The sequence below is a fragment of the Streptomyces sp. NPDC048643 genome (genome assembly GCF_040650615.1).
GTDB lineage: Bacteria > Actinomycetota > Actinomycetes > Streptomycetales > Streptomycetaceae > Streptomyces.
The window spans coordinates 116,217-133,193 of sequence record NZ_JBEZHO010000018.1; the positions used below are offsets into that span (position 1 = coordinate 116,217).

General features: G+C 73.0%; 16 protein-coding genes. 7 read left to right on the forward strand and 9 right to left on the reverse strand.

The genetic code is table 11. The features are described 5' to 3' along the window. Positions 1 to 149: 149 nt before the first annotated feature. Complete coding sequence (locus AB0C62_RS20025; RefSeq protein WP_362974878.1) at positions 150 to 542, reverse strand: DUF5997 family protein; 393 nt, start codon at positions 540 to 542, stop codon at positions 150 to 152. Positions 543 to 622: 80 nt separating this feature from the next. On the opposite strand from AB0C62_RS20025, the gene AB0C62_RS20030 reads away from it, so the two are divergent. The 4 genes from AB0C62_RS20030 (at position 623) to AB0C62_RS20045 (ending at position 3,069) form a co-directional block, all read left to right on the forward strand. After that, positions 623 to 1,450: a LysR family substrate-binding domain-containing protein gene (locus tag AB0C62_RS20030; protein ID WP_362974880.1), complete on the forward strand. Its 828-nt coding sequence runs from the start codon at positions 623 to 625 to the stop codon at positions 1,448 to 1,450. Positions 1,451 to 1,580: 130 nt separating this feature from the next. Further along, positions 1,581 to 2,000: a MerR family transcriptional regulator gene (locus tag AB0C62_RS20035; protein ID WP_362974882.1), complete on the forward strand. Its 420-nt coding sequence runs from the start codon at positions 1,581 to 1,583 to the stop codon at positions 1,998 to 2,000. Beyond that, positions 1,997 to 2,449, forward strand: coding sequence for a carboxymuconolactone decarboxylase family protein (locus tag AB0C62_RS20040; RefSeq protein ID WP_362974883.1), 453 nt, complete (start codon positions 1,997 to 1,999; stop codon positions 2,447 to 2,449). The genes AB0C62_RS20035 and AB0C62_RS20040 overlap by 4 nt, the downstream gene beginning before the upstream one ends. A gap of 83 nt (positions 2,450 to 2,532) precedes the next feature. Beyond that, positions 2,533 to 3,069: a DUF6314 family protein gene (locus AB0C62_RS20045; RefSeq protein ID WP_362974885.1), complete on the forward strand. Its 537-nt coding sequence runs from the start codon at positions 2,533 to 2,535 to the stop codon at positions 3,067 to 3,069. Here the strand turns inward: AB0C62_RS20045 and AB0C62_RS20050 are convergent. Both AB0C62_RS20050 and AB0C62_RS20055 read right to left on the reverse strand, forming a co-directional pair. Further along, on the reverse strand, positions 3,066 to 3,659 hold the full coding sequence (locus AB0C62_RS20050; RefSeq protein WP_081223432.1) for a histidine phosphatase family protein: 594 nt from the start codon (positions 3,657 to 3,659) through the stop codon (positions 3,066 to 3,068). The genes AB0C62_RS20045 and AB0C62_RS20050 overlap by 4 nt on opposite strands. A gap of 187 nt (positions 3,660 to 3,846) precedes the next feature. Next, the gene (locus AB0C62_RS20055) at positions 3,847 to 5,283 is read right to left on the reverse strand and encodes a PLP-dependent aminotransferase family protein (RefSeq protein WP_362974887.1); all 1,437 of its coding nucleotides are present in this window, start codon (positions 5,281 to 5,283) and stop codon (positions 3,847 to 3,849) included. Between AB0C62_RS20055 and AB0C62_RS20060 the strand changes: the two genes are divergently transcribed. Further along, positions 5,282 to 6,412, forward strand: a complete 1,131-nt coding sequence (locus tag AB0C62_RS20060; protein ID WP_362974889.1) for a DMT family transporter — start codon at positions 5,282 to 5,284, stop codon at positions 6,410 to 6,412. The two genes, AB0C62_RS20055 and AB0C62_RS20060, sit on opposite strands and share 2 nt — an antisense overlap. A gap of 80 nt (positions 6,413 to 6,492) precedes the next feature. Here AB0C62_RS20060 and AB0C62_RS20065 read toward each other — a convergent pair whose 3' ends face one another. Next, entirely contained in the window at positions 6,493 to 7,782 is a 1,290-nt protein-coding gene (locus AB0C62_RS20065) for a family 10 glycosylhydrolase (protein ID WP_362974891.1), read from the reverse strand. 168 nt (positions 7,783 to 7,950) lie between these two features. Here AB0C62_RS20065 and AB0C62_RS20070 point away from each other — a divergent pair, with 168 nt between their 5' ends. Further along, the gene (locus tag AB0C62_RS20070) at positions 7,951 to 8,814 is read left to right on the forward strand and encodes a 3-hydroxybutyryl-CoA dehydrogenase (RefSeq protein WP_362974893.1); all 864 of its coding nucleotides are present in this window, start codon (positions 7,951 to 7,953) and stop codon (positions 8,812 to 8,814) included. A gap of 199 nt (positions 8,815 to 9,013) precedes the next feature. Next, the gene (locus AB0C62_RS20075) at positions 9,014 to 9,271 is read left to right on the forward strand and encodes a hypothetical protein (RefSeq protein ID WP_362974895.1); all 258 of its coding nucleotides are present in this window, start codon (positions 9,014 to 9,016) and stop codon (positions 9,269 to 9,271) included. 26 nt (positions 9,272 to 9,297) lie between these two features. On the opposite strand, the gene AB0C62_RS20080 is transcribed toward AB0C62_RS20075, so the two are convergent. From AB0C62_RS20080 to pheS, 5 genes are all read right to left on the reverse strand, one after another. After that, positions 9,298 to 9,843 (reverse strand): NUDIX hydrolase, encoded by a 546-nt coding sequence (locus AB0C62_RS20080; protein WP_362974897.1) that lies wholly within the window; start codon positions 9,841 to 9,843, stop codon positions 9,298 to 9,300. 163 nt (positions 9,844 to 10,006) lie between these two features. Next, positions 10,007 to 11,347, reverse strand: a complete 1,341-nt coding sequence (locus tag AB0C62_RS20085; protein ID WP_362974899.1) for a transcriptional regulator — start codon at positions 11,345 to 11,347, stop codon at positions 10,007 to 10,009. 383 nt (positions 11,348 to 11,730) lie between these two features. Next, positions 11,731 to 12,693 (reverse strand): PP2C family protein-serine/threonine phosphatase, encoded by a 963-nt coding sequence (locus AB0C62_RS20090; protein WP_362974940.1) that lies wholly within the window; start codon positions 12,691 to 12,693, stop codon positions 11,731 to 11,733. 580 nt (positions 12,694 to 13,273) lie between these two features. Continuing rightward, a complete protein-coding gene (gene pheT, locus AB0C62_RS20095) occupies positions 13,274 to 15,778 on the reverse strand; it encodes a phenylalanine--tRNA ligase subunit beta (RefSeq protein WP_362974901.1) in 2,505 nt (834 codons plus the stop codon). Continuing rightward, complete coding sequence (gene pheS, locus AB0C62_RS20100) at positions 15,778 to 16,905, reverse strand: phenylalanine--tRNA ligase subunit alpha (protein WP_362974902.1); 1,128 nt, start codon at positions 16,903 to 16,905, stop codon at positions 15,778 to 15,780. Before pheS ends, pheT begins: the two co-directional genes overlap by 1 nt. Positions 16,906 to 16,977 lie beyond the last annotated feature (72 nt).

Below are 16,977 nucleotides of genomic sequence, written 5' to 3' on the forward strand. Positions count from 1 at the left end.
TGACTATACGTTTCCATGCACGTTTATGCAATCCTGTTGCGATCAATGACCGGCATACGACGACCGCCCCCCAGCCGTCAACGGCTGGGGGGCGGTCGTCGTCCGGGGCTCGACCGCCCCACGAGGCGGCCGGACCGGTCGGATACGGGTCAGGAGTGCTTGGCGGCCTGCTCCGCGTGCTTCTCCTTGATACGGGCGGCTTCCTTGCGGACCTCGGCCTGGGTGGCACGCTCACGGCGCAGCCACTCGGGGTCCTCGTCCCTGAGCGCGTCGATCTGCTCGGTGGTGAGCGCCTCGCTGACGCCGCCGCGGGCGAGACCCGCGATGGAGACGCCGAGCCGGGACGCCACGACCGGACGCGGGTGCGGACCGTTGCGGCGCAGCTCCTGGAGCCACTCGGGCGGGTCGGCCTGCAGCGCGTTCAGCTCGGCACGGGAGACGACACCCTCCTGGAACTCGGCGGGGGTGGCCTCGAGGTACACACCCAGCTTCTTCGCCGCCGTGGCGGGCTTCATCGTCTGGGTGGTCTGGTGCGAACTCATGGGTCCAGGGTATCGAGCGCGCGAGCGACCGCCGACCATCGCGGGTGAGACCGCCGGACCGCGCCGGGTAACCTGACGGGGTGACCGGCTCCGACGCATCCCCTTCCTTCAGGCTCGCCTACGTTCCTGGGGTGACCCCCTCGAAGTGGGTGCGGATCTGGCACGAGCGGCTGCCCGACGTGCCCCTGTCCCTCGTCCCGGCCTCCCCCGACGAGATCTACGAGCTGCTGCGCGCCGGCGACGTGGACGCGGGCTTCGTCCGGCTGCCGGTCGATCAGGAGGACCTGAGCGCGATCCCGCTCTACACCGAGACGACGGTGGTCGTGGTCCCGAAGGACCACATCGTCGCCGCGGTCGAGCAGATCTCCCCCGGGGACCTCGACGACGACATCGTGCTGCACCCCCTCGACGACCCGCTGGACTGGGAGAAGCTGCCGGGCAGGCACGCGCTGGAACGCCCCGCGACCACCGCGGACGCGGTCGAACTGGTCGCCGCGGGCATCGGCGTCGTGCTCGTCCCGCAGTCCCTCGCGCGGCTCCACCACCGCAAGGACCTCACCTACCGGACGGTCACGGACACCCCCGAGTCCCGTGTGGCGCTGGCCTGGCCCGAGGACCGGACCACCGATCTGGTCGAGGACTTCATCGGCATCGTGCGCGGCCGGACGGTCAACAGCACGCGCGGGCGCGGCGCGGCGCCGGCCGCCGATCAGCAGAAGTCCAGGAGCGGTGCCAAGTCCGCCCCCCGCAAGGGCGACGCGGGCGGCGGCGCGCGGCGCAAGCCCGCCGCCGGAAAGACGGGCGGCAGGACCGCGGGCAAGAACCCCCGCAGCGGTGGCTCCGGCGGCGGCGCGAAGGGCGGCCCCAAGGGCGGCGCGAAGGGCGGCAAGCCCCGCCGCCACGGCTGATCCCCCGCCGCACCGGCCCCACCGACCACGGCCGGCAGGGCCGCCGCGTCCGGTAGGGGCTCCTCACGGGAATCCCCTACCCCCGATCACCGCTTGACCTGGAGCGCGCTCCAGGTTCTACGGTCTTCTCATGACCAGCGGACAGCCCCTCCCGCGCGGGGCGGGACCCACGCTCACGATCGCCCAGGTCGTCGAGCGCACCGGCCTCTCGCACGACACGCTGCGGTACTACGAGAAGGCCGGCCTGATCGAACGGGTCGGCCGGACCACCGGCAACCAGCGGCGCTACGCGGCGGCCGACCTGGCCTGGCTGGAGTTCCTCATCCGGCTGCGCGGGACGGGCATGTCGATCGCGGACATGCAGAGGTTCGCCGAGCTGCGCTCGCGGGGCGACGGCTCGGTCCCCGAGCGGCTCGCGATGCTCCGCGAGCACCGCGCCGACCTCGCGGACCGGATGCGCGCCCTGCGCCGGAACGCGGCCGCGCTCGACGACAAGATCCACCACTACGAACGGCTCCTCGACGAGCCGGGATCGGACGACCTCTCATGAGCGACGCGACGAAGAACCCCGCCTCCACCACGCGCGAGGAGCGGTTCGAGCACGGCCTGAAGATCCTGGACCAGGTGGACGGCGAGGCCGGCCACCGGGTGGTCGACGCCCTCTCCGACATCAACCCCGAACTGGGCCACCAGATCATCGCCTGGGCCTTCGGCGACATCTACGACCGGCCCGGACTCGCGGCGCGCGACCGGCAGTTGGTGACCCTCGGCATGCTCACCGCACTCGGCGGCTGCGAGACCCAGCTGGAGGTGCACGTCAACGCGTCGCTGAACGTCGGCCTGTCCCCGGACCAGATCGTCGAGGCACTCCTCCACTCGGCCGTCTACTGCGGCATCCCGAAGGCGATGAACGCGAGCCTGGTCGCGAAGAAGGTCTTCGCCGAGCGCGGGCTGCTCCCGGCCGGCCAGGGGCCCACGGCCGACACCGCCACCGCCTGAGCGGGGGGCGAAGGCAGAATGGGAAGCGGCAGGAGTGCCCCGACGGGGCGCGGGGCGGCTGACGGGACGGAGTGCGGGACGGTATGGGCGAGTTCTGGCCGGTGCGGGACGCGCTGACGTATCTGGCCGGGAACTGGCAGGTGCGGCGCACGGTCCGGGACCTCGCGGGCCACGGGGAGGGGCGCTTCACCGGTGCCACGCTCTTCGGGCCGCTCCAGGACGCCGACCTGCCGCCCACCGACGCCGACCCGTCGCCGCCGGAGACCGGAGGGCCGCTCAGGGTGAGGGGGCTGCTGCATCACGAGGCCGGCACGTTCGTCTGGCAGGGCGTCGCCCGGCCCGCCGAGCGGACTCTCCGGTTCCTGCCGGGCACGGAGCCGGGCACCGCTCTCGTGCGGTTCTCCGACGGCCGCCCGTTCCACGACCTGGACCTCGCGACCGGACGGTACGTCGCCGACCATCCCTGCTCGGCGGACCTGTACCGCGGGGAGTTCACGGTCGGGGACGAGGACCACTGGCGGACCGTGTGGCGCGTCCGGGGACCGGCGAAGGATCTCGTGCTCACCACCGACTACACGCGCGACCGCACCGGTACGGAAGGCCGACCGGGCAGCCTCTAGGTGCGGGTGGGCTGGGTGGAGGAGCCGTCGAAGCGCAGGCTCCAGCGGCCCGCCCGGCCCGTCACGGAGATCGCCGACAGCGGCCGGACGTCGATGTTCCAGTAGGTCGAGGGCGGCGCCTTCAGGGCGTAGACCAGCGCGGCGCGCACCACGGCCGGTTCGGCGACCGCGACGATGCTTCCCCCGTCGTCGGCGGGCCGGGTGTCGAGCCAGGAACCCACCCGGCCGATGAAGGACAGCAGGGACTCCCCGCCGTGCGGCGTGGAGCGCGGGTCGGCCAGCCAGGCGTCCACCGCCTCGGGCTCGCGGGCCATCGCCTCGCCCAGCGTGAAGCCCCGCCACCGGCCCATGTCGCAGTCACGCAGCGCGAGCTGGACCAGGGGCGCGTACCCGAGCGCGTCGCCGGTCGCCCGGCTGCGGGGTGTCGGCGAGCAGTAGCGCAGCTCCGCCGCCGCGAGGGGCGTCAGTTCGTTGGCGGCGCGCAGCACTTCTTCCCAGCCGGCCTGGTCCAGCGGCCGGTCGTCCTCGAAGCGTTCCGCCAGCAGCGAGGAGCTGCGCGCGGCGGCGACGAACGTGACCCGAAGATGCATGGCCAGATGGTGGGACGCGGGACTCCGCAGGTCAATAGGGGTTACTCAGGGTGTCCGAAAGTTCACCGGACCTCCCCGTCGCACCCTGTGGGCCCGCTGTCCACGGGCTCGGCGATCCGGTCCGGACGCCGTGTGTCCGCCGGGCCCGGGCAGGGCCGTGCAGGTAGGAGGGCGGTCCCCGCACGGTTCAGGTCCGGACCTCCTCGTACGCCGTCGTCAGTCTGCGCACCCCTTCCGTGATCTCCTCCGTTCCGGCCACCGCCGCGAAGCTCAACCGGAGGTGGGCGGCCGGGGGTTCGGCGCTGAAGTAGGGGCGGCCGGGAGCGACGGCCACGCCGGCGCGGAGTGCGGCGGCGACCAGCGCGGACTCGTCGGTGCCGTCGGGCAGTCGGGCCCAGAGGTGGTAGCCGCCGAACGGGACGTGCGGCAGGGCGAGTTCGGGAAGGCGCAGACGCAGTGCCGCGGTCATGGCGTCGCGTCGCGCCTTCAACTCGGCCGAAACGGTGCGCAGATGACGTGGCCAGGCGGGCGAACCGACGAGTTCGAGCGCGGCTTCCTGGAGCGGGCGCGGCACGAAGAAGGTGTCGACGACCTGGATGGCGCGGAGGCGTTCGAGCACCGGGCCGCGGGCGGCCAGCGCGCTCACCCGGAAACTCGGCGAGGTCGCCTTGGTCAGCGAACCCACGTGCACGACGACCCCGTCCTGGTCCTCGGCGGCCAGCGGACGCGGCAGCGGGCCCGCGTCCGCGTGCACCAGCCGACGGACGAAGTCGTCCTCGATCACGAAGGCTCCGGCGTCCCGCGCGATTCGCAGCACCTCGCCGCGGCGCGCGGGCGCGAGCACGGCGCCGGTTGGGTTCTGGAACAGCGGCTGGCAGACGAAGACCCGGGCCCCGGTGGCCCGGAAGGCATCGGCGAGCAGCTCGGGTTTCACCCCGTCGGGATCCACCGGGACCGGCACGGGACGCAGGCCCGCCGCCCGGGCGATCGCCAGCATGCCCGGATAGGTGGGCGACTCGACCAGGACGGGGGCGCCGGGCGGGGCGAGCGCGCGCAGCGCGGTCGTCAGGCCGGACTGGCCGCCCGCCGTGACGAGCACCTCGGCGGCGCCGACCGCTCCGCCGATCCCCCGCGCGAACCACTCGCGCAGTTCCGGCAGCCCTTCCATGGGTGGGCGGGACCAGGCGCCGGGCCGCCGGCCCGCCCGGGAGAGGGCGGCGCCCATGGCCCGCTCGGGCTGGAGCGAGGGGTGGAGGTAGCCGCCGTTGAACTCGACGACCCCGGGCGGCGGTGCGGCGAGCGAGGCGAGGACGCCGGACGCGTCGACGGTGCGGGGGACGGTTTCGGTTGCGGCGTCCGCGCTGAGCGTGACCTCCTGCCAGGAGGTGTCCCCACCGGGCGGGGCGGTCGTCCGCGGCTCCGCCCGGAAGGCGCCCGCTCCGGGCCGGGTGACCACGAGGCCCTCGGCGGCCAGCTGGGCGAGCGCCCGCGTCACGGTCACCGGGCTCACGTGGTACTGGTCGACGAGGGCTCTGCTCGATGGCAGCTTTCCTCCGGGTGAGTAGCGGTTCAGCTCATGACGCAGTCGGTTCGCCAGATCTCCCACGCTGCTACGCTCTTGCATGAGAGCAGACAGTAGCGCTATCGAGCCCAGCGGGATAGCGGTCAGCGGCGACACCGAGCCCGCTCCGGGCGCACCGGCGGCGACTGCGGGATCCACCTCCGCACGTACGCACCGGCACCGGGGCGAGACGCCCGCCGCCGCGTACAGCCCGGCCACCGAGACCACCGGCGCCGCGCAGAGCACCGTCAGCACCGGTACCGCGACCGGCCGACGGGGTCCCGAGAGCACCGGGGCCGCGTCCGGAGCCAGCGCGTCGGGCCCCTCCCGGGTGGATCGCCGCGCCGGCACACTGCAGGCGGCCCTCGGCGTCACCGCCTTCTCCCTCACCTTCCCGGCCACGGCCTGGGGGCTGGAGGGCTTCGGCCCCTGGTCCCTGGTGGCCGTGCGCTGCGTCCTCGCCGCGGTCATGGCCGGCGGCGCTCTCCTCGCGCTGCGGGTCCCCGTCCCGGCCCGGCGCCATCTGGCGGGCCTGGCCGTCGTCGCCGCCGGTGTCGTCCTCGGCTTCCCGCTGCTGACGACGCTCGCGCTGCGGACGTCGACCACCGCGCACGCGGCGGTGGTCGTCGGGCTGCTGCCGCTGACGACGGCGCTGTTCTCGGCGCTGCGCACCGGCGCCCGGCCCTCCCGGATGTTCTGGCTGGCGGCCTGCACGGGCGCGGCCGCCGTCATCGCGTTCACCGTGCAGCAGAGCGGCGGCGCCCTGACCGGCGCGGACGCCTACCTCTTCGGCGCGCTGCTGATCTGCGCGGCGGGCTACACCGAGGGCGGCAGGCTCGCCCGGCTGATGCCGGGCTGGCAGGTCATCGGCTGGGCCCTCGTCCTGTGTCTGCCGCTCAGCGTCCCGGGCGCGCTGATCGCCCTGTCGTACGAGCCGGTGCACCTGACCGCGCACAGCGTGACCGGGGTGCTGTGGGTCGCGGCCGGTTCGCAGTTCCTCGGCCTGGTCGTCTGGTACCGGGGGATGGCGGCGATCGGCATCCCCAAGGCCAGCCAGTTGCAGCTGGCCCAGCCGCTGCTCACGCTGGTGTGGTCGGTGCTGCTGCTGGGCGAGCGGCTGACACCCGCCGCTCCGCTGACGGCGGCCGCCGTCCTGGTGTGCATCGCGCTCACCCAGCGGGCGCGCGGCTGACCGGCGGGGAGCCCTCGGCACGGGCGGCGGACCGGCGGGGAGCCCTCGGCACGGGCGGCGGACCGGCGCAGAGCCAGAGGTCAGCGCAGGCGGCCGACCGGGTGGCCAGGGTCAGCGGGGGCGCCTGGCCCACTGCCCGCGGTGGCCGCCTGCCCGTAGTGGTCGGCGACCACCCGGCCCAGCGCGCCGACGCGGTCCTCGGCGACCTCCGTCGCCGAGAAGAAGACGTGCCCGCCCACCTCGGGGTACCCGGCGGCGAGGGTGAGGTGGCGGGACAGCTCGGCCGGGTCCTGCCAGCGCGCTGGTTGCCCCGGGGCGCCCGCCTTGTACAGCGCCTCCCCCACGTACAACCGCACGCCGGTGCCCCGGGCGACCCGCGCCCACCAGGGCAGCAGTTCGGCGTAGTCGGCGGCCTCGAAGCCGATGTGCCAGTACAGCTGCGGGCAGATGTAGTCGATCCAGTGTTCGCGGACCCACTTCCTGGTGTCGGCGTACAGGTCGTCGTACGTCTGGACACCGGCCCGGGTCCGCGAACCGAGCGGGTCGGTCGCCGCGTTGCGCCAGACACCGAAGGGGCTGATCCCGAAGCGGACGCCGGGGCGCGTCCGCCGGATGCCCGCCGCCATCTCCAGCACGAGCCTGTCGATGTTGTGGCGCCGCCAGGCGGCCCTGTCCGGGAAGTCGGCGCCGTGCTCCGCGTAGGCGGCGGCGTCGTCGAACTCCTCGCCGGCCACCGGATAGGGATAGAAGTAGTCGTCCCAGTGCACCCCGTCGATCGCGTACCGGCCGACCGCGTCGAGCATGGCCGCCCGGACGAACGTCCGCACCTGCGGCAGCCCGGGGTTGTAGTAGAGCTTCCCGCCGTACGGGACGATCCAGTCCGGGTGGACGCGGGCCGGGTGGGTGGCGGCGAGCAGCGCCGGATCCGGCTGTCCCGAGACCCGGTACGGGTTGAACCAGGCGTGCAGTTCGAGGCCGCGCGCGTGGGCCTCCCGTACCGCGGTGCCCAGGGGGTCCCACCCGGGGTCCTGACCCTGGACCCCGGTCAGGGACTGCGACCACGGCTCGTACGGCGAGGGCCACAGCGCGTCGGCGGACGGGCGCACCTGGAAGAACACGGTGTTCAGCCGCCGCCGGACCGCCGTGTCGAGGTGGGCGAGGAGTTCGGCGCGCTGTTCGGCGGCACCCAGACCGGTGCGCGAGGGCCAGTCGCGGTGGGAGGCGGTCGCGAGCCACATGCCGCGTACGGCGCGTGGCGCCCGGGGGCCGGGGAGCGGGGCGGGAGCGGCCGCCGCGTCCCCCGCCGTGCCGAGTCCCGTGAGCGTCGCCAGCGCCGCCGCCGCGAACGCCCGGCGTGGCAGTCGCCCCATCGCCGCACCCCCTACGCAGTGGATCCGCCCGGTGACGGATCGTCCCGCCGCCCAGCATGCCCGACCCCCGCGATCGATCATCGATACTTGGCGGTAACGTGCACGTTCGGAGCAGGCGCCGAACAACGGAGGTCCTGCCGAGCCGTGCGGATCAGCGAAGGGGACGATGTGACCGACATCGAACGCGTCGGAGTGGTGGGCTGCGGCCAGATGGGAGCGGGCATTGCCGAGGTGTGCGCCCGCGCCGGTCTGGACGTCAAGGTCGCCGAGACCACCGGCGAGGCCCTGGAGATCGGCCGGACCCGGCTGTTCAACTCCCTGTCCAAGGCCGCCGGGCGCGGCAAGATCTCCGAGGACGAGCTGGAGGCCACCCAGAACCGCCTCAGCTTCACCACGGACCTCGGCGAGTTCGCCGACCGCGACCTGGTGATCGAGGCCGTCGTCGAGAACGAGCAGGTGAAGACCGAGATCTTCCAGGTGCTCGACCAGGTGGTGACCCGGCCGGACGCGATCCTCGCCTCCAACACCTCCTCGATCCCGCTGGTCAAGCTGGCCGTCGCCACCTCGCGCCCCGACCAGGTCATCGGCATCCACTTCTTCAACCCGGCGCCGGTCCAGCAGCTCGTGGAGCTGATCCCGGCGCTGACCACCTCCGAGGGCACCATCGGCCGGGCCCAGCTGTTCGCCGAGAAGGCGCTGGGCAAGCACACGATCCGCGCCCAGGACCGCTCCGGCTTCGTCGTCAACGCGCTGCTGATCCCCTACCTCCTGTCCGCGATCCGGATGTTCGAGTCGGGTATCGCGAGCCGTGAGGACATCGACAACGGCATGGAGATGGGCTGCGCCCACCCGATGGGCCCGCTCAGGCTGTCCGACCTGATCGGTCTCGACACGGTGGCCTCGGTCGCGTTCAGCATGTACGAGGAGTACAAGGAACCGCTGTACGCCGCTCCCCCGCTGCTCCAGCGCATGGTCGACGCCGGCCGCCTCGGCCGGAAGACCAACTCGGGCTTCTACACGTACGGCCAGTGACGACCGGCCGCTGACCTCCGGGTCGACCAGAACGGGCGCGGGCCCGGCACCCTCTGTGGTGCCGGGCCCGCGCCGTTCACACGGAGTGTGCGCGCCGGGCCCGCATATGCCGCGCGCACACGCTCCCCACGTGTCCACCAGGCGAGTTGACTTTCCGTGCGCAGACAAGGGATTTCCGACTACGCGAAGGAGCGGACTCGTGACCACCGACTCCGAGCATCCCGCGGCACCGAAGGAACTCGCCGAGTTACGCCGGTCCCTCGAAGTGGGGCTCACCCGCATCGAGGGAGGACTGGCGCTGCTCACCCAGCGCGACGACCAGACGGCCAAGGATCTCGACGACCTGAGCACACGGATCGTCGCGCTCGAACACACCCGCTGGCCCCTGCCCACCGTCTCCGTCGTCGCGGCCGTCGGAGCGCTGGCCGTGACGGTCTGGCAGGCTCTGGGCCACTAGGACCCGGACCGCCGGAGCGGGACCGATCAGGGCAACGCGTCCTGTCCGAGCCTGAGATGGTGCAGGAGCAGCAGCGCGGCAGCCATGTTGGCGGCCGGGACCTCACCGCGGGCGACCATGTCGGGGACGAGCTTCAGGGACACCCACTCCCGGCGGTCGGACTCGAAGTCGTCCACGGGGTGCCCGATGTACTCCCCCTCGTCGGCCCAGTAGATGTGGTGCCGGGCATCGGTGAGCCCGTTCGAGGGCTCGACGCTCATCAGATGCCGCAGGGGCCCCGGCCGCCAGCCGGTCTCCTCCTCCAGTTCACGGGCCGCCGCGACGACGATGTCCTCACCGTCCTCGACCACGCCCGCCGGCAGCTCCCATCCCCAGCTGTCCGTGATGAAGCGGTGCCGCCACAGGAGCAGGACTTCGTTGGACTCGTTCACCACCGTGGCCACGGCGACGGGCCGCAGCCGTATCAGGAAGTGATCGAGATGCCGCCCGTCCGGCAGCCGCACATCTGCGAGGTTGACGCTGAACCAGCGGTTTGCGTACACAGTTTGTTCGTTCTTTTTCGTCCACTGCACAGTTCTGCCACCTTCCGCTAGGTAAGTGGCAATATCGCAGCAGGAGCGTCCTGGCAGCAGGCTCACAGCGGTCGGGGCACGGTGCGGTGACGGTGAAGACGGTGTGCCAAAAGGGTGTCCGGGGTCGCAGCGAGCGGCGGGACACGGTCCGCCGGGGCGCCGCCTACAGCGGTACGCGCAGGGCGCCGTCGATGAGTTCCGCGGCCTCGGCCGTCCCCGCACAGCCGCTGCTCACCAGATGCCGGCGTACCGCGCGGAGTCTGTCGCGCAGCCGCTGGGACTCCATCCCGCGTGCCTGTTCGGCCATTTGGACCGCGGTCTCCACGGCCTTGTCGGCGTTGCCCTGGCGCAGCTCGATCTGGCTGAGCATGGCCAGCCGGTGCACCCGCCCCCGGTCGTGCGCCGGATTGTCGACCGCCGCCGCGGCATGCTCGGCCGCCGCCACCAGGTCACCGAGGCTGAGCAGCGCCTCCGCCACCTGTACGTTGACCAGTCCCGGCTGGACATAGCCGGTCTCGTCCGGCTCGTATCCACGCCGGATGCGCTCGGCGGCCTGCTCGGCACGCCGAATGCAGGACAGCGCACTGCTGCCGTCGCCGAGGTGCGCGTACGCCTTGGCCTGCATCGCGTAGAGGTCGGAGGCGAGCGCCGGCGTGATGTGACGCCCCGCGGCGCGCAGCGCGGCCTCGGCGAAGGCGACCGCCTGCCGGTACTCGCGCATGAACAGCGACTGGTTGACGAGCAGCGCTATCACGTAGGCGCCAAGTCCCCTGTCCCCGCTGGCCTTCGCCAGGCGCAGCGCCTGGTGGAAGTAGCGCTGGGCCAGGCCGTGCGCGTCGGAGTCGTAGGCGCAGATGCCCGCGATGGCCACCAGTCCACCGGTGGCGCGGTGGAGTTGGCGGCCGGTGGCGTCGGTGTAACTGCCGCGCAGCAGGGGCGCGGTCTCGGAGTTGAGGAAGCCGACGATCCGGGTGCGCGTCGCGATGCCCCCGGCCTTGCGGTACATCTGCTCGTAGTGGGCCCGCGCCGCCCGGAGCATCTCGATGTCGGCCATGCTGACCTGCTGGCGGCCGCCGCGGGAGACGTCCACGTCCTCCGGCGGGTTCTCCCACTCCCAGACGGGCATCACCGCGGGCGTGCCGGTGACGGCCGGGGCGCCCAGGATGTGCGGCCGCTGCTGCTCGTCGGAACGCCACAGGGCGGTGGCGCGCTCGACGAATCCGGAGAGCGAGGTGGCGTGCGGGGCGGACGGCTCGCCGGGCAGTCCGAGGCCGATGTCGTCGAGCGTGACGGGCCGGTGCAGCCGCGCCGCGAGGACCTCGCAGATGAGGTCGGGCACCTGACCGCGCGGACGCTGCCCCTTCAACCACCGCGCGACGGCGGTGTGTTCGTAGCGCAGGGCGAGCCCGCGGGCCCGTCCCGCCTGGTTGACGTGGGCGGCGAGTCCCGCGTGCGAGATGCCCGCCTCGTCGAGGATCGCGTCGAGCAGAGTGTTGGGCTGCATGGAAGGCCCCCCGGGTGGCTCGTGGCCGACGGCGCCGATCGTCCTCTTCCGCGCCCGTCAGCGCCAGTCAGCGTAGCGGGTCCCTTTCACACGGGGTGTGAAGCGAATACCCGTATCCATCGTGTGCGCGCGCTGTCGCGGAGAGTCGTGGGCCGGTTGACTGAGCTGTCTCGCAAGAGGCCGGCCGGGCCGCCGGCTCCCCCTCGTACAGTGCGGCGGCCCGCTTCGCGCCGTCCGCCCGGCTGCCTGCCCGACACTCCGTGGCGGGGCGGACGGCCGCCGTCGGCACCGCCGGGACAGCCGCGAAGTCCCGTCCGGCCGGGACGCGTTGACGGCGTCACCGCCCGCGGGACGGCGTCGGAGCCGGCACACGGCGCGGTCTGTCACGGTCCGTGCGGCAGGTGCCGGGAGACGCCGTGACCCTGATGCAGGGGGACGCGCCGACGGTCGTTGTGCAGCACCAGCAGGGCCACGTCGTCGGCGGGCCGGCCGCCGGTGTGGCGCAGCAGCCCCGCCAGGACCGCCCGCAGGACGGCCTCCGGCACGACGGGCCGGTCGTGCACGGCTTCCGCGAGGGCGGGCAGCAGCGGGAAGAACCGCCCGCGGGCGTCCCGCGCGTCCTCGGCACCGTCGGTGTGAAGGAAGAGCCCCTCGCCGGGCAGGAGTTGGCCGCAGGGCTCCGCCGCGAGGACGGCCGGGAGCGGGAACGGCCCGAGCGGGGGCAGGGGTTCGGCGCTCGCGAGCGGGGCGACCCGGCCCGTGCCGAGGAGATACGGCCACGGATGACCGCAGTTGAGCGCGTGCACCTCGCCGTCGGGGTGGATCTCCAGGAGCAGGACGGTGACGAAGTCCTCGGCCACCGGGTGGTCGGGGTCGAGCCCGGACGACGGGTGTTCGTAGCGGGCCCGCTCGCGCAGGTGCCGCGCCAGGGCGCGGTCGAGCCGCCTGAGGACACCGCCGAGTTCGGGTTCGTCGTGCGCGGCCTCGCGGAAGCTGCCGAGGACGGCGGCGACGGTCCCGAGGGCGCCGAGCCCGTGCCCGCGGACATCGCCCATCACGACCCGCACACCGTGCTCGGTGGCGATCACCTCGTACAGATCGCCGCCGACGGCCGCCCCCTGGTCGGCGGAGAGCTGCGTCGCCGCGAGGCCGAGCCCGTCGATCCGTGGTGGCAACGGCCGCAGCAGGACACTCTGGGCGGCTCCCGCGACCTTGCGGATCTGCCGGAGTTCGCGCAGCAGCGCCCCACGGACATGGACCACCAGTCCCGTGCCGACGGCGAAGAAGACGGCGCTGGTGGCGATCCGGGCCCCGAGGCCGTCCTGCTGCGCGAGCGGACAGACCATCCGGTACGAGATCGCGAGGGCGCCCCAGGCCGTGGGCAGCCCGAGGGCCAGGGCCCGGCGGAGCGGCGGCCGGTCGGAGTCGCCGGAGTGGCCCCGGCCGAGGCGGGTGTCCCGTCCGGGCCGCCGGAGCCGGCGGGTGAACCCCGTACGAGGTCCGCCCCCGCGCAGCACCCGGGCGAAGCCCACCCTCAGCCGGCCACCCCGGCGCCGCGGTCCCGGGACCGCCCGGACCGGCTCCCGTGCGTGCGTCCGGGGCGTCGCCCCGCGGGGAGCCCCAGCCTTGATTCGGATCATGCCGGTTGGCCCCCCAATAGGCCCTGACTGCGCAGACGGCCTCGGCGAGACCGGTCCGATTCTGTCGACCGCCCGCCCGATCGGGCCAGATCGTCCGGACATGTCACTCGAATGAGTGAGGTGTCTTCGGACACCCGCACCCCCGGCATCGATGCAGGCAGGGGCCCTGCCCGACCTCGTGGAGAGGGCGGGCGGGGCCCCTGGAAAGGGGGCGGGGAGCCGTGCGCCCGGCCGCGGGACGATCCGCGGTCCGGCACACAGCTCCCCGGCACGACCTGTCGGCCCGTCAGGCCCCGCGCAGCACCGCTCCCGTGCGCTCGGAGGCGAGCGCCACCGCCGCGTCACGAGCCGCGGAGGCCTCGTCGACGGTGAGGGTGCGGTCATCGGCACGGAAGCGCAGCGCGTACGCGAGGGACTTGCGGTCCCCGCCGAGCTGCTCACTCTCGTACTCGTCGAACAGCCGGACGGACTCCAGGAGTTCACCCGCGCCCTCGCGCAGCGCCGCCTCGACGTCGGCGTGCGGGACGGCCTTGTCGACGACCAGCGCGACATCCTGCGTGGCGACCGGGAAGGTCGAGATCTTCGGCCCCTTGGGGTGGCCGGAACTCGCCTCCTCCAGCACGTCCAGGTCCAGTTCCATCGCGCAGGTGCGCGCGGGCAGACCCAGCGCCTTCAGCACACGGGGGTGCAGTTCACCGGCGTGCCCGACGACCCGCTGCGTGCCGTCCACGACGACCGCGAGCTCGGCGCAGCGGCCGGGGTGCCACGGACCGTACTGACCGGAGCGGACGAGGAGTTCGGTCCCCGCCTCGCGGGCCAGGATGCGCGCGGCCTCGATCGCGTCGGCCCAGTCGGCCGGGCGGCCCTTGCCCCACCAGCCGGCCTGCTCACGGGCGCCCGCGAGGACGACGGCGGCGTGCCGGGGCTGGACGGGCAGCGCGGCGGTCAGGGACGCGATCTCCTCGTCGGTGGGACGACGGTCGACGGGCAGCCGCCCGGCGACACGCAGTTCCGCCCGTGGGTGGAAGACCAGGCCCGTCTCGAAGAGCGCCAGGTCGTGGCTGCCGCGTCCGTCGTTGCGGCGCAGGGCCTGGAGCAGGCCCGGCAGCAGCGTCGTACGGAGCGCGGGCTCCTCGTCGGAGAGCGGGTTGACGAGCTTGACGACCTTGCGGTTCGGGTCGTCACCCGCCAGGCCGAACTGGTCGAGGACCTGCTCGCCCATGAACGGGTAGTTCGGCGTCTCGACGTATCCGGCGCCGGCGAGGGCGCGGCCGACACGGCGGTGCAGACGCTGCCGGTCCGTGAGGCCGAGACCGGCCGGAGGCTTGGGCAGCGTCGAGGGCAGGTTCTCGTAGCCCTCCAGCCGGATGACCTCTTCGGCCAGGTCGTTCGGGTCCGTCAGGTCGGGCCGCCAGGACGGCACCGTGACGATCAGCTCGTCCTGGCCGTAGACGTCGCAGCCGACCTGCTGGAGGCGGCGGACGACGGTCTCGCGGCCGTAGTCGACACCGGCCACCTTGTCCGGGTGGTTCGCCGGGATGGTGATGGTGTGCGGCGCGGACGGCGCGATCACCTCGGTGACCCCCGCGTCGGCGGTGCCGCCGGCGAGGAGGACGAGCAGGTCGACGGTCCGCTGGGCCGCCGCGGAGGCGGCCTGCGGGTCGACGCCGCGTTCGAAGCGCTTGGACGCCTCGGAGGCCAGCTTGTGACGGCGGGCCGTGCGGGCGATCGAGATGGCGTCGAAGTGCGCGGCCTCGACGACGACCTCGGTGGTGGTGCCCTCGGTGTCGTCGATCTCGGTGTTGGCGCCGCCCATGACGCCCGCGAGGCCGATGGGGCCGCGGTCGTCGGTGATCACCAGGTCCTCGGCGTTCAGCGTGCGCTTGACGCCGTCGAGGGTGGTGAGCTTCTCGCCCTGCTCGGCCCGGCGCACACCGATGGTGCCCTGGACGCGGCTTCGGTCGTACGCGTGAAGCGGCTGACCGAGCTCCAGCATCACGTAGTTGGTGATGTCGACGGCCAGCGAGATCGGGCGCATGCCGGCCTTCTGGAGGCGGCGTCGCAGCCAGATCGGGGAGTGGGCGTCGGGGTCGAGGCCGGTCACCGTACGGGCGGTGAAGCGGTCGCAGCCCATCGGGTCGGAGACCTGCACCGGGTAGCCGAACGCGTTCGGGGCCGGTACGTCGAGCAGGGCCGGGTCGCGCAGCGGCAGGCCGTACGCGATGGCCGTCTCGCGGGCGACGCCACGCATCGACAGGGCGTAGCCGCGGTCGGGCGTGACGGCGATGTCGAGGACCTCGTCGACGAGCTGGAGCAGCTCGATCGCGTCGGTGCCGACCTCGACCTCCGGCGGCAGCACGATGATGCCGCCGCTGCCGTCGTCGCCCATGCCGAGCTCGTCGCCTGAGCAGATCATGCCGTGGGACGTCTTGCCGTACGTCTTGCGCGCGGCGATCGCGAAGTTGCCGGGCAGGACGGCGCCGGGCAGCACCACGACGACCTTGTCGCCGACGGCGAAGTTGCGGGCGCCGCAGACGATCTCCTGCGGCTCACCGGTGCCGTTGGCCGTGCCGACGGCGACGGTGCAGAAGCGGATGGGCTTCTTGAATTCCGTCAGTTCCTCGATGGTGAGCACCTGGCCGACGACCAGGGGACCCTTGAGGTCGGCGCCGAGCGGCTCGACGGTCTCGACCTCGAGGCCGGCCGAGATGAGCTTGGCCTGGACGTCGCGCCCGGTCTCCGTCGCCGGCAGGTCGACGTACTCCCGCAGCCAAGAAAGCGGGACCCGCATCAGATCTCCATCCCGAACGGCCGGGTGAACCGGACGTCACCCTCGACCATGTCTCGCATGTCTTCGACGTTGTGGCGGAACATCAGCATCCGCTCGATACCGAACCCGAAGGCGAACCCGCTGTACTTCTCCGGGTCGACCCCGCAGGCGACGAGCACCCGCGGGTTGACCATGCCGCAGCCGCCGAGCTCGATCCAGCCCTCGGACGAGCAGGTCCGGCAGGGGCGGTCGGGGTTGCCGACGGACTCGCCCTTGCAGACGTAGCAGAGCATGTCCATCTCGGCGGACGGCTCGGTGAAGGGGAAGTAGTTCGGGCGCAGCCGGGTCTTCATGTCCGAGCCGAAGAGCGACTGGACCATGTGGTCGAGGGTGCCCTTGAGGTCGGCCATGGTCAGGCCCTCGTCGACGGCGAGCAGCTCGATCTGGTGGAAGACCGGGGTGTGCGTGGCGTCGAGCTCGTCCGTGCGGTAGACGCGGCCGGGGCACACGACGTAGACGGGCGGCTCCCGGTCGAGCAGGGCGCGGGCCTGCACCGGGGAGGTGTGGGTACGCAGCACGACACCGGACTCGTCGCCCTCCACGCCCTTCGGGCCCTGGACGAAGAAGGTGTCCTGCATCTGCCGGGCCGGGTGGTCCGGGCCGAAGTTCAGAGCGTCGAAGTTGAACCACTCCGCCTCGACCTCGGGGCCCTCGGCGATCTCGTATCCCATGGACACGAAGACGTCGGCGACGCGCTCCATCATGGTGGTCAGCGGGTGCCGGGCGCCGGCGGGTACGCGGTCGTACGGCAGTGTGACGTCCACCGCCTCCTCGACCAGTACGCGCGCGTCGCGCTCGGCCTCCAGCTCGACCTGGCGGGCGCCGAGGGCCTTGTTCACGGCGCCTCGGGCCTGGCCGACGAGCTTGCCGGCCGCGGCCTTGGCCTGCGGGGGCAGCGCGCCGATCTCGCGGTTGGCGAGGGCCAGCGGAGAGGTGCCGCCAGTGTGGGCGACCTTGGCCTCCTGGAGCGCGTCGAGGTCGCCGGCGGCCGCGAAGGCGGCGAGCGCCTCGTCCCGCATGCGCTCGATCTCTTCCGGTTTCAAGGCCTCGACCTCTACAGGGTCGTACGACTTATTAGGTGCCGACATCTCTTCCCGTGCTTCCGGTTGGCTGGCTGAGGGTCCCCGTCACCGACTCGGAGACGAATCGTCCGCAGATGA

Excerpts from the sequence above, each read along its gene's own strand:
- AB0C62_RS20050 (WP_081223432.1), bottom strand. The coding sequence starts at position 3,659 with ATGCATCTTCGGGTCACGTTCGTCGCCGCCGCGCGCAGCTCCTCGCTG.
- AB0C62_RS20085 (WP_362974899.1), bottom strand. The coding sequence starts at position 11,347 with ATGCAGCCCAACACTCTGCTCGACGCGATCCTCGACGAGGCGGGCATC.
- pheS (WP_362974902.1), bottom strand. The coding sequence starts at position 16,905 with ATGTCGGCACCTAATAAGTCGTACGACCCTGTAGAGGTCGAGGCCTTG.
- AB0C62_RS20090 (WP_362974940.1), bottom strand. The coding sequence starts at position 12,693 with ATGGTCTGTCCGCTCGCGCAGCAGGACGGCCTCGGGGCCCGGATCGCC.
- AB0C62_RS20025 (WP_362974878.1), bottom strand. The coding sequence starts at position 542 with ATGAGTTCGCACCAGACCACCCAGACGATGAAGCCCGCCACGGCGGCG.
- AB0C62_RS20040 (WP_362974883.1), top strand. The coding sequence starts at position 1,997 with ATGAGCGACGCGACGAAGAACCCCGCCTCCACCACGCGCGAGGAGCGG.
- AB0C62_RS20055 (WP_362974887.1), bottom strand. The coding sequence starts at position 5,283 with ATGCAAGAGCGTAGCAGCGTGGGAGATCTGGCGAACCGACTGCGTCAT.
- pheT (WP_362974901.1), bottom strand. The coding sequence starts at position 15,778 with ATGCGGGTCCCGCTTTCTTGGCTGCGGGAGTACGTCGACCTGCCGGCG.
- AB0C62_RS20035 (WP_362974882.1), top strand. The coding sequence starts at position 1,581 with ATGACCAGCGGACAGCCCCTCCCGCGCGGGGCGGGACCCACGCTCACG.
- AB0C62_RS20065 (WP_362974891.1), bottom strand. The coding sequence starts at position 7,782 with ATGGGGCGACTGCCACGCCGGGCGTTCGCGGCGGCGGCGCTGGCGACG.
- AB0C62_RS20060 (WP_362974889.1), top strand. The coding sequence starts at position 5,282 with ATGAGAGCAGACAGTAGCGCTATCGAGCCCAGCGGGATAGCGGTCAGC.
- AB0C62_RS20045 (WP_362974885.1), top strand. The coding sequence starts at position 2,533 with ATGGGCGAGTTCTGGCCGGTGCGGGACGCGCTGACGTATCTGGCCGGG.